This is a genomic window from Paenibacillus sp. FSL H3-0457 (genome assembly GCF_037981725.1).
GTDB lineage: Bacteria > Bacillota > Bacilli > Paenibacillales > Paenibacillaceae > Paenibacillus > Paenibacillus amylolyticus.
Window position 1 is genome coordinate 1 of the sequence record NZ_CP150283.1, and the last position, 11,913, is coordinate 11,913.

Consider the following 11,913-nt stretch of genomic DNA (forward strand, 5'->3'; position numbering starts at 1 on the left):
GTGGACAGCCATACTTCTGATTTATGGCAGCAAATTTTATCAATCATACAAAACAAACTCAGCAAACCCAGCTTTGACACCTGGTTCAAAGCAACCAAAGCCACCAAGCTGAATGACCGTTCAATCGTCATTTCCGCACCAACCACGTTTGCCGTCGAATGGCTGGAGAGCCGTTACACCAAATTGGTTGGCTCGACGGTATACGAGTTGCTTGGCAAGCAAGTCGATGTGAAATTTGTCATCGAAGAGAACAAGCCTGCTGAACCGGACCCGCAACTGCCGGCTCCAACGCCTACAGTTGTACAGGAAGAAGCCGTACTCAGCATGCTGAATCCGAAATATACGTTCGATACATTTGTCATCGGGCCGGGCAACCGTTTTGCCCATGCCGCATCGCTGGCGGTCGCTGAAGCGCCCGCCAAAGCTTACAATCCTCTCTTTCTGTATGGAGGAGTAGGTCTCGGTAAAACTCACTTGATGCATGCGATCGGACATTATGTTCTGGAGCATGATCCGGGCAGCAAAGTCGTTTATTTGTCGTCTGAGAAATTCACGAACGAATTCATTAACTCGATCCGTGACAACCGCGGGGAGAGCTTCCGTAACAAATACCGGAGCGTCGACATTTTGCTCATTGATGATATTCAGTTCTTGGCGGGAAAAGAATCAACACAAGAGGAATTTTTCCATACGTTTAATGCGCTGCATGAGGAACGGAAGCAGATTATCATCTCCAGCGACAGACCACCGAAGGAAATTCCGACATTGGAAGAACGGCTTCGTTCTCGCTTTGAATGGGGGTTAATCACGGATATCCAGCCTCCAGATTTGGAGACAAGGATCGCAATTTTGCGGAAAAAGGCACGTGCGGAAAACTTGGATATTCCGAATGAAGCGATGATGTACATTGCCAACCAGATTGACACCAACATCCGTGAACTGGAGGGCGCCCTGATTCGGGTCGTTGCTTATTCTTCACTGACTAATCAAGATGTAACCACTCATCTGGCAGCTGAAGCACTGAAGGATATTATTCCTTCCAGTCGTCCCAAAATGATCACTATTCATGACATCCAACAAAAGGTCGGCGAGTATTATAGCCTTAAGCTTGAAGATTTCAAAGCACGGAAACGTACCAAGGCAGTTGCTTTTCCAAGACAGATTGCCATGTATCTCTCTCGTGAACTGACAGACTTTTCTCTGCCCAAAATTGGGGAAGCATTCGGAGGACGAGATCACACCACTGTCATACATGCTCACGAAAAAATCTCCCAAGCGATTAAAAACGATCAGGATCTCTATAAAGTTATCAACAACTTAACCGAAAAAATAAAGAATCCAACCTGAACAAGTCCCAAGCCTATGCACAACGTATACACATGTGGATAGGCTTGGGTGTACGGGTTTATACCCACTTATCCACATATTCAGTGCCCCTATTACTATTATTACTAAAAAGATCTTAAAGATATCATCTCCAAAATAGCCATTTCGGAGCTTAGCCTTCGGCCTTTGAAAAACACCTTTTAACACCCCAACACCCAAAAAAACAGCTAGGAGTGAAACCATGAAAATCAGCATAATGAAAAACTACTTAAACGATTCCATACAGCAAGTATCCAAAGCGATCTCAAGCCGTACGACGATTCCGATCCTGAGCGGTATTAAATTCGACGTCAATCATCAAGGTGTAACGTTGACAGCAAGTGACACCGATATATCCATTCAATCCTTCATCCCGCTTGAAGATGGAGATAAAAGCGTAGTTCAGGTAGATCAACCCGGCAGTGTAGTTTTGCCAGCCAAGTTTTTTGTGGAGATCATCAAGAAGCTGCCATCACAGGAAGTGCACATGGAAGTCAAAGAGAACTTCAACACCTTTATCTCCGCAGGTGCTACCGAAATTCAACTGGTAGGTCTGGATCCGGAAGAATTCCCGGTACTGCCAAGCATCGAAGAAAACCAAACCGTCTCCATTCCAGGAGATTTGCTGAAAAATATGATCAAACAAACGGTCTTCTCCATTTCCACACATGAGACTACTCCAATCCTGACAGGTGTACTCTGGAGTTTGGGTGACAACGAATTGAAATTTGTGGCAACAGACCGTCATCGTCTTGCTACTCGATCAGCAATGCTGGATAATGCAGAAGGTATCCGCTTTAACAACGTGGTCATTTCCGGTAAAACGCTGAACGAGCTCAGCAAAATTGTTCCGGATCAAAATACCCTTGTGGATATCGTTGTTGCAGATAACCAGGTTCTGTTCAAAATCGACCGTGTATTGTTCTACTCCCGTATTTTGGACGGAACATATCCGGATACTTCTAGAATTATTCCAACGTCATACAAAACAGAACTTGTTTTAGATACAAAAAAATTAAGTGAATCCATTGACCGGGCTTATTTGCTGTCGCGTGAAGAGAAAACAAACATCGTGCGTATGCAAACGATGGATTCGGGATCCGTTGAAATTTCTTCAAGCTCTTCCGAGCTAGGTAAAGTAAGAGAAGAAATCGAACCTGCCGAGTTTACAGGAGATCCGTTAAAAATCTCGTTCAACTCTAAATACATGCTGGATGTGCTGAAAGTTGTTGAAAGTGAGCAACTGATGATCGCTTTTACAGGAGTCATGAGTCCAATCATCTTGAAACCGCTGGATGACAGTCACAGCCTTTACGTGATATTGCCATATCGGACGACCAACTAACGAAAGGAAGATCATAGTGAACCAAGTTACGATTCGTACGGAATATATTAAGCTTGATCAATTTTTGAAACTGGCTGATTGCATCCCAACTGGAGGTATGGCCAAAGCTCTGCTTCAGGAAGGACTTGTACGTGTGAATAAAGAGCCTGAGGAACGCCGGGGACGTAAGTTATACCCTGGGGATATCGTTGAAGTGGACGGAGAAGGCACATTCGAAGTTGCTGCAGAATAAGAAGACCAGTTCGATCCTGCTGCCTCCTGACGGACGGGATAAAAGGGAGGTTACCGCGTGTTTGTGAACAGCATTGATCTGCAGAATTTCCGCAATTATGAACATCTGAGACTGGATTCTTTTGGTCCCGTAAACTTGTTGATCGGGCAAAATGCCCAAGGCAAGACCAATCTTGCAGAGGCGATTTTTGTACTTGCACTCACCAAGAGCCACCGTACATCCCGTGATAAGGAGTTAATCCGTTTCGGTGAGGAACGTGCCAGACTTGCAGCAGAGGTCGACAAAAAGTACGGATCGGTCAAGCTTGAACTATCTTTGTCGCAACAAGGCAAAAAAGCAAAGATTAACGGCCTGGAGCAGCGCAAGTTAAGTGATTTTGTCGGAGCGCTCAATGTGGTGATGTTTGCACCGGAGGATCTGGAGATTGTAAAAGGCACACCGGGGGTCCGCCGCCGGTTTCTTGACATGGAGATTGGACAGGTTGCACCTGGCTACCTGTACCACCTGCAGCAATACCAAAAAGTGCTCGTCCAACGAAATAATTTGCTTAAGCAGTTATGGGGAAAAGGGGCATCGGCCCAGACCATGCTTGAGGTGTGGAACGAACAACTGGTCGAGCATGGTGTTAAAATCGTCAAAAAAAGGAAACAATTCATAAAGAAACTGCAAAAGTGGGCAGAAACGATTCATCAGGGGATCACCGGAGGCGGAGAAGTCTTGCGGCTGGCCTACCTTCCTTCCTTCAGCGAAGCCGCTGAGGAAGATGAAGCTGTCTTAATGGACCAATTTATGATAAAATTATCACAAATGAAAGAGCAGGAGATTCGCCGAGGCACAACCCTTAGTGGGCCGCATCGGGATGACCTGTCCTTTTTCATTAACGATCGGGAAGTACAAACATATGGCTCGCAGGGGCAGCAGCGCACAACGGCGTTGTCCCTTAAACTTGCGGAAATTGAACTGATTCATGAAGAAATCGGAGAATATCCAGTTCTGTTGCTGGATGATGTTCTGTCCGAGCTGGACCCTTTTCGCCAGACGCAGCTGATCGAAACGTTCCAGAGCAAGGTGCAAACCTTTATTACGGCTACGGGGATCGAGAGCCTGAACGTTGACAAGCTCAAAGATGCCAGTATTTATCACGTTCATGCCGGACAGGTTGAACGCTAAGGAGTGAGGGGCTTATGTACATTCATCTGGGCGGTGAGAAGATCATCCGTTCTTCCGAATTGGTCGCTATTTTTGATATATCGATTGAAAAATCCTCAAAGATCTCCAAGCAGTATGTCACGCATGCCGAGCAGGAAAAAACAGTGGAACACATCGGCGAAGAGGAAGCAAAGTCCATTGTGGTGACCAAAAACATTGTGTACTACTCGCCTATTTCCTCAGCCACGCTGAAAAAGCGGGCTCACATTTTTCCGGATCTCTAGCGTTGTGTGGCATAAAATTAGTTAACGCATATTTACGATATTGAATCTATAGAAGTAGGTGAAAGGCATGTCTATGAATCAACCGTCATATGATGCGAATGAAATTCAGGTCCTTGAAGGATTGGAAGCCGTACGGAAGCGTCCGGGCATGTATATCGGTTCCACCAGTTCCAAGGGCCTGCATCATCTGGTCTGGGAAGTAGTGGACAACAGTATTGACGAAGCGCTTGCAGGTTACTGCGACCACATTGAGGTCAGTATCCATGAAGACAATAGCGTGACTGTAGTCGATAACGGACGGGGTATTCCTGTCGGCGAACATACCAAAATGAAACGTCCTGCACTTGAGGTAGTTATGACTGTCCTCCATGCAGGGGGAAAATTTGGCGGCGGCGGATATAAAGTATCCGGTGGTTTGCATGGTGTTGGTGTGTCCGTTGTGAATGCACTCTCTGAAAAAGTGGTTGTAACGGTTAAACGTGAGGGACATATCTATCAACAGGAATATCGCCGTGGAGCTCCACAGTATGACCTGAAAGTGATCGGTACAACCGACGAAACAGGAACAACGGTTAGATTCCATCCAGATCCTGAAATTTTCACGGAAACAAGAGTGTTCGAATATGACATCTTGCTTGCCCGGATTCGTGAGCTGGCATTCCTGAACAAGGGCATCGGTCTTACATTGACGGATGAGCGTACAGGTGCAACCAACTCGTTCATGTACGAAGGCGGCATTATCGAATACGTCTCCTACCTGAACCAGAAGCGCGAAGTCCTGCATGAGAATCCAATTTACGTCGAAGGTTCCAGAGATAACATTCAGGTGGAAGTTGCCCTGCAATACAATGACAACTACACCGAGAATATCTATTCCTTCGCGAACAATATCAACACGCATGAGGGCGGAACGCACGAATCAGGTTTCAAGAGTGCCCTTACACGGATCATCAACGACTATGCTCGTAAGGCGGGTGTAATCAAGGACAGCACGGGGAACCTTTCCGGAGATGACGTGCGTGAAGGCTTGACAGCTATTATTTCGGTCAAGATTCCGGAACCGCAATTTGAAGGACAGACAAAGACCAAGCTGGGCAACAGCGAAGTGCGTGGGATTGTCGAATCCTTGTTTGCCGAGAAGCTGCAGGAGTTCCTGGAAGAGAATCCTTCCGTATCCCGTCGCATTTTGGAAAAAGGTCTGCAAGCAGCACGTGCGCGTGAAGCTGCCCGTAAAGCCCGTGAACTGACACGTCGTAAAGGTGCACTGGAAGTGAGCTCACTTCCAGGTAAACTGGCAGACTGTTCATCCAAGGATGCTTCAATCAGCGAATTGTACATCGTCGAAGGTGACTCTGCAGGCGGATCAGCAAAGCAAGGTCGGGATCGTCATTTCCAAGCGATTTTGCCACTGCGTGGTAAGATTTTGAACGTGGAAAAAGCTCGTCTCGACCGGATATTGGGTAATGCGGAGATTAGAGCAATTATTACGGCAATGGGTACCGGTATTGGTGATGACTTCGATATTGCCAAAGCACGCTATCACAAAATCATTTTGATGACCGATGCCGACGTTGATGGTGCTCATATCCGAACACTATTGCTGACATTCCTGTATCGGTACATGCGTAAAATCATTGAGGCAGGTTATGTATATATTGCACAACCGCCATTGTTCAAGATTGAGCGTAACAAAGTGATTCGTTATGCCGGTTCCGAGAGAGAGCGCGATGAAATTATTGCAACGCTCGGCGAAAATGCGAAATTCAACGTTCAGCGTTACAAAGGTCTTGGCGAGATGAATGCCGGACAATTGTGGGAAACGACGATGGATCCGGAGAGCCGGACCATGATGCAAGTATCGATTAATGATGCCATACTTGCTGATACCATGTTTGACACCCTGATGGGGGATAACGTTGAACCGCGTCGTGACTTTATCCAAGAAAATGCAAAATACGTGAAAAACCTCGACATTTAACATATTCGAAGAGGCGCCTGAGAGGGCGCCTTTTTTATATTAGGGAAGGTATGGAACAGGGAAGGCGTATACTTAGATATCCATATCCCTTTGTTATCTGCGTACACGTTTTTTGGCAGATGAAGCCTGTGCTTTAGGGGATGGCCGGGAGCTCTTACCCTTTTTGGAGGGCAAACGACCGTACGCAATCGCATAACGTTTGATCTTCCGGTACGCCTCCTTGTCCGGTAATAAGCCAAAGGCATAAATGCCTGGCAGTGTGTTGACTTCAAGAATCCAGGGACGCCCTGCTTCGTCTAGCGCAATATCAATACCAATCTCTTTGAGTCTTGGAAATGATGTTTGCAATTGCACAGCGGTATGAATACCTAAGCGGTACAGCTCAGTGCGAAGTTTTTTGAAGCCATCCTGGTGAAGATGGGGGAGTACGAGTTCTTCAAACGTGGCCAATCGCCCACCGCCATGAATGTTGGTGATGATTTTACCAGGGGCAGCAATACGTCCCAGAACACCTGTTGTTTCCCAGTTGTGTTGCAGATTTTTCTGAGTTAACACACGCAAGTCAAAAGGCAAATCTTCATGCTTCATCAGCGATATTCCCTGTTGAATGATATAATCACGTTCCTGAATGCGATCATTCAGTGCTCGTTCGAGTTCGTCCAGAGAATGAAATGATCTCTCCTCTGTACCGTATTGGAGATGATATATTGTTGTGAGATAGGTAGCTCTGGAGATAATAGCACTTGCTTCGGGTTCATCAGGCAGGTTTCGATCATTGGTTTCTTCCGAAACCTCTGCATCTGTGGTGGAATCTTCGGAATTAACAACAGGTTCGTATAAACGGGTTGTTCTCACCCGCATAACGCCATTACCGTAAGTGCCACGGTCCGGTTTGATATAGTTGGACTCAAATAATTCAGTCATTCGTTCCAGAGTTTGACGGCTATATTTTCGGGTCACTGGGATATATTCATTCACAATGCGACTGCGTTGTAACACGGCTGTTTTGGCCCATTTGCTGGAGACGCGTTGGATACCCAAGATTCATCAGTCCTTTCATGTTTTGTTCAGTTCTAAAGAGGGACCAGACACGGAGAAATCAAAGGACAAGAGACGATTTCAGTGGTATAATAGAGAAATATGGCGTTTTGTGCGATGAGCTGCACAATTTGTAGTTTGATCGTAGGACGGGAATGGCTTTAGCCTCGGTAGGCACAGTACATATGCCGTTTTTCTAGCATTGTATGTGCAATTGGGGAGGAAGGCAGGGCGTATCCCCAGACACGCAGAAGTTCCCGGAAGAAAGGCTATTGCCCAGCGGACGTTTAATTGTGTAACTTTTGTGAAAGTAATATAATAAAGAGTAGCGTTCTTGCGCGGTTTTAGCCTTGTTAGGCTTTTCACATATAATCAACTTTTTTGCATGACGGAATGGAACGTTTGTTGAAGGACAAGAAGGAGGTCCAGCATGGCGGAAGAAATGAACTCTCAGATTACAGATCGGGATATAGGCGTCGAGATGCGTGAATCGTTTATGGATTATGCGATGAGCATCATTGTTAGCCGTGCCTTACCTGACGTGCGTGATGGATTGAAGCCGGTTCACCGGCGTATTCTGTACGCGATGTCAGAGCTCGGCATGACACCCGACAAACCACATAAAAAATCAGCCAGAATCGTCGGCGAAGTTATCGGTAAGTATCACCCACACGGTGACTCTGCTGTTTACGAGACGATGGTACGGATGGCACAGGATTTCTCCCTGCGTTATATGCATGTAGATGGACATGGTAACTTTGGATCGGTCGATGGTGATATGGCAGCAGCCATGCGTTATACCGAAGCACGTTTGTCCAAGATTGCTATGGAAATGCTCAGAGATATCAACAAGGATACGATTGATTTCCAACCAAACTATGACGGTGAAGAACATGAGCCAATCGTTCTGCCTGCTCGTTTTCCTAACTTGCTTGTCAATGGGGTCGGCGGGATCGCGGTAGGTATGGCTACCAATATTCCTCCTCATAACCTGGGTGAGGTCATTGATGGTGTACAGGCCATGATTCAAAATCCGGACATTACATCCATGGAACTCATGGATTACATTCAAGGACCAGACTTCCCTACGTCCGGCTACATTTTGGGCCGCTCAGGCATTCGCCAGGCGTATCAGACCGGACGTGGTTCAGTAACAATGCGGGCTAAAACCAACATCGAAGAGAACAACAACAAGGCACGAATTATCGTTACAGAGTTGCCTTATCAGGTAAACAAGGCGAGACTCGTTGAGAAAATCGCCGAGTTGGTACGTGATAAAAAGATTGATGGTATTACTGACCTTCGTGATGAGTCTGACCGTAATGGTATGCGGGTTGTAATTGAGCTTCGCAGAGACGTGAATCCGGGTGTTGTCCTGAACAACCTGTACAAACATACATCGATGCAATCCACTTTCGGGATTAACATGCTTGCGATTGTTAATAAAGAACCTAAAATTCTGAACTTGCGTGAAGTGTTGTATCACTACCTGCAGCATCAGATTGAGGTTATTCGCAGACGTACGCAGTTTGAACTGAAAAAGGCTGAAGCTCGTGCACACATTCTAGAAGGTTTACGTATTGCGCTGGATCATATCGACGAGATTATTACGTTGATTCGTTCATCCAGTAATGCGGATGCAGCAAGAGAAGGTTTGATTGAGCGCTTCTCACTCAGTCATGATCAGGCTCAAGCTATTCTCGATATGCGTTTGCAACGACTCACAGGTCTGGAACGCGAACGTATTGAAAATGAATATAACGAACTGATGGTCAAAATCAGAGAGTATCGCGAAATTCTGGCCAATGAGCATCTGGTGCTTGAGATTATCAGTACGGAACTGCAAGAGATCCGCGACCGCTTCAGCGATGATCGTCGTACGGAGATCACTGTAGGTGAAGAGAGTATTCTGGATGAGGACCTGATTCCACGTGAAGAGGTTATCATTACGATTACTCATACAGGCTACGTGAAACGTCTGCCGGTATCCACATACCGCAGCCAGAAACGTGGTGGACGTGGAGTCGTGGGTATGGATACGAAAGATACCGACTTTGTCGAGCATCTGTTTGTGACCAACTCCCACAATTACCTCATGTTCTTCACTGACAAAGGTAAAGTGTACCGTCTCAAAGCTTACGAGATTCCAGAGCTTGGACGTACCGCACGGGGAACGCCGATTATCAACCTGATCCAGATCGAGCAGGGCGAATCGGTCAATGCCGTAATTCCGGTCCAGGAATTCGAAAGTGACAGATACTTGTTCTTTGCTACCCGCCAAGGGGTTGTGAAGAAGACGCCACTTGAGGATTACACCAATATCCGCAAAGGCGGCTTGATCGGTATTTCCTTACGTGATGATGACGTTCTGATCGATGTTAAGCTGACCGATGGATTGCAAGAGATCATCATGGGTACAGCTCACGGAATGTCTATTCGATTCTCGGAAGGTAATGTACGTTCCATGGGACGTAGCGCAACCGGGGTCAAAGGGATTACATTGGATGAACAGGATGCTGTTATCGGCATGGATGTAGTTGATAAAGAGCTTGATGTTCTGATCGTTACAGCCAAAGGTTATGGTAAACGTACACCTGTCAATGATTATCGGATGCAGACTCGTGGCGGTAAAGGGATCAAGACTATTAATGTCACAGAGAAGAACGGCTCAGTAGTCAGTCTCAAAATGGTTAAAACCGAAGAGGATCTGATGATTATCACGTCCAGCGGTACGTTGATCCGGATGAGCATGGAAGGCATATCCACTATGGGTCGATACACGCAGGGTGTGAAGCTGATTCATATTCGTGACGAGGATTCAGTAGCTACAGTCAGCCGAATTGACAAAAATGAAGAGGAACCAGACGATGAGTCGCTTGAAGGCTTGGAAGGCGAGGAGTCCCAAGCTCCGGTAGTAAGCTTGGAAGAAGGCACCGTTTCTGACGCTGAGGTTAATGAAGTTGAGGGCGACGACGATTCCGGTTCGGAAGCATAAAATAGAATTTTATAAAGACTGATCTCTTTGAGATTGGAAGAAGATTGCGAGGGCTCCCACGGGGAGCCCTTTTGTTTGTATAAAGGAATCTCTTCTTTTATTCTTCCGAATCTGGGATGTACAGCCTGATTCCTGAGTAATATAATGGGAAATATCATGAAAAACCGGGACTATGGTCTTGTTTGTATTAACATAGAAGAACGATGAGTGAGGGGAATACACATGGGATTAATCACCCTGTCAGAAGTAAAACCAGGACTCAAACTTGGGAGTGATGTGCAAACACTTCGCGGCAACGTTCTGCTTCAGAAGGGAAAAGTCATTTTACCCAAGGATATGGAAGTGCTCAGAGCCTTTATGATTCAACAGGTAGATATTGAACAAGAAAGAATGGTGTCGAGTAGTACAGGAACCAAAGGTGCATCTGTGTCCGCAGGAAGTTCTGCGAATGACAACAATGGTGAACGGGCAGGGAAGACAGGGAACGTCACCACAGCTCCTGTAGTAACGTCTTTGCAGGATGAGTATGAGAAGATGGTCGGACTAACGAAAAATGCTTTCCTGTCCTCTCTGGCGGCTGAATTACCGGTCTATGAGTTACGTACACAGTTGGAGGCAGTGTTTGCACATCTCAAACAATATAATGTGCTTACCTTCAGTCCACGAGTAATGCAAGAACATGATTATGTATATCACCATGCCGTACTGAGTGCGATCACATCCTATCAACTGGCTCAATGGATCGATCTCCCCTCCAAGGATTGGATGCAAGTGGCTTTTGCAGGCTTGTTCCATGATATTGGTAACAACAAGGTAGATCCGCAGATACTCCATAAACCATCCACGTTGACGGCTACAGAGCAGGAAGAGATTCGTCAGCATACGAAATATGGTTATCAGATCCTTAAACAGGCAAAGGCTATTAATGAGGGAGCCAGACTTGCAGCTTTACAGCATCATGAAAAAGTGGATGGTTCAGGCTACCCGTTGCAGCTTAGTGGGACGCAGATTCATATTTATGCCAAGATTGTAGCTATCGCTGATATTTTCCACGCCATGACGCTGGAGAAGATCTACCGCAAGGCACAATCACCATACCTAGTCCTAGAACAGATCCAAAGTGAGGCATTTGGGAAATTGGACCCTGCAATTGTAAGAGTATTTGTTCAACGATCGACCCAGATCCATAATGGCATCCGAGTAAAACTCAGCAATAACCAGATTGGAGAGATCGTATTCTCTGATCGAGATCATCCTACACGGCCTATGGTGTCAGTAGAAGGAACCATCATTAACCTGATGCAGCAACGGCAGCTTCACATCCAAGAGGTTATCGGATAACAATAGATATTAAAGTAACTTGATGAGAGGGCCTTTCTTTTATAGAGAGGCTTTTTATGTGAGATAAATGTGGAAATGTAGAAAAAGCAGAAAGATTGTAGAGTTATATATAATTACTCAAAAAAAGACTTGCATTCAAAATCTCTACATGGTATATTCTAATTCCGGCCAAGAAAACACGGTTTA

9 protein-coding genes are annotated in these 11,913 nt (G+C 45.9%); 8 read left to right on the forward strand and 1 reads right to left on the reverse strand.

Going from position 1 to position 11,913, the window contains the following annotated elements; all coding sequences use genetic code 11:
* The 6 genes from dnaA (at nt 1) to gyrB (ending at nt 6,353) form a co-directional block, all read left to right on the forward strand.
* The gene (dnaA, locus tag MHH25_RS00005) at nt 1–1,347 is read left to right on the forward strand and encodes a chromosomal replication initiator protein DnaA (protein ID WP_036611990.1); all 1,347 of its coding nucleotides are present in this window, start codon (nt 1–3) and stop codon (nt 1,345–1,347) included.
* A gap of 220 nt (nt 1,348–1,567) precedes the next feature.
* On the forward strand, nt 1,568–2,710 hold the full coding sequence (gene dnaN / locus MHH25_RS00010) for a DNA polymerase III subunit beta (RefSeq protein ID WP_017691408.1): 1,143 nt from the start codon (nt 1,568–1,570) through the stop codon (nt 2,708–2,710).
* 16 nt (nt 2,711–2,726) lie between these two features.
* Nucleotides 2,727–2,942 carry a S4 domain-containing protein YaaA gene (gene yaaA, locus MHH25_RS00015; RefSeq protein WP_036611994.1) on the forward strand — a complete coding sequence of 72 codons (216 nt, stop codon included), beginning with the start codon at nt 2,727–2,729 and terminating at the stop codon, nt 2,940–2,942.
* Between the two features lie 57 nt (nt 2,943–2,999).
* Nucleotides 3,000–4,112, forward strand: a complete 1,113-nt coding sequence (gene recF / locus MHH25_RS00020) for a DNA replication/repair protein RecF (protein WP_017691406.1) — start codon at nt 3,000–3,002, stop codon at nt 4,110–4,112.
* Between the two features lie 14 nt (nt 4,113–4,126).
* A complete protein-coding gene (locus tag MHH25_RS00025) occupies nt 4,127–4,375 on the forward strand; it encodes an extracellular matrix/biofilm biosynthesis regulator RemA family protein (RefSeq protein WP_017691405.1) in 249 nt (82 codons plus the stop codon).
* A 67-nt stretch (nt 4,376–4,442) separates the two neighbouring features.
* Nucleotides 4,443–6,353, forward strand: coding sequence for a DNA topoisomerase (ATP-hydrolyzing) subunit B (gyrB, locus tag MHH25_RS00030; protein WP_036611997.1), 1,911 nt, complete (start codon nt 4,443–4,445; stop codon nt 6,351–6,353).
* A gap of 93 nt (nt 6,354–6,446) precedes the next feature.
* Here the strand turns inward: gyrB and MHH25_RS00035 are convergent, their stop codons facing one another.
* Nucleotides 6,447–7,394, reverse strand: a complete 948-nt coding sequence (locus tag MHH25_RS00035) for a YheC/YheD family protein (RefSeq protein WP_340018837.1) — start codon at nt 7,392–7,394, stop codon at nt 6,447–6,449.
* 427 nt (nt 7,395–7,821) lie between these two features.
* Here MHH25_RS00035 and gyrA point away from each other — a divergent pair, with 427 nt between their 5' ends.
* Complete coding sequence (gene gyrA, locus MHH25_RS00040) at nt 7,822–10,386, forward strand: DNA gyrase subunit A (RefSeq protein ID WP_074092904.1); 2,565 nt, start codon at nt 7,822–7,824, stop codon at nt 10,384–10,386.
* A gap of 222 nt (nt 10,387–10,608) precedes the next feature.
* On the forward strand, nt 10,609–11,727 hold the full coding sequence (locus tag MHH25_RS00045) for an HD-GYP domain-containing protein (protein WP_340018838.1): 1,119 nt from the start codon (nt 10,609–10,611) through the stop codon (nt 11,725–11,727).
* Nucleotides 11,728–11,913: the final 186 nt, after the last annotated feature.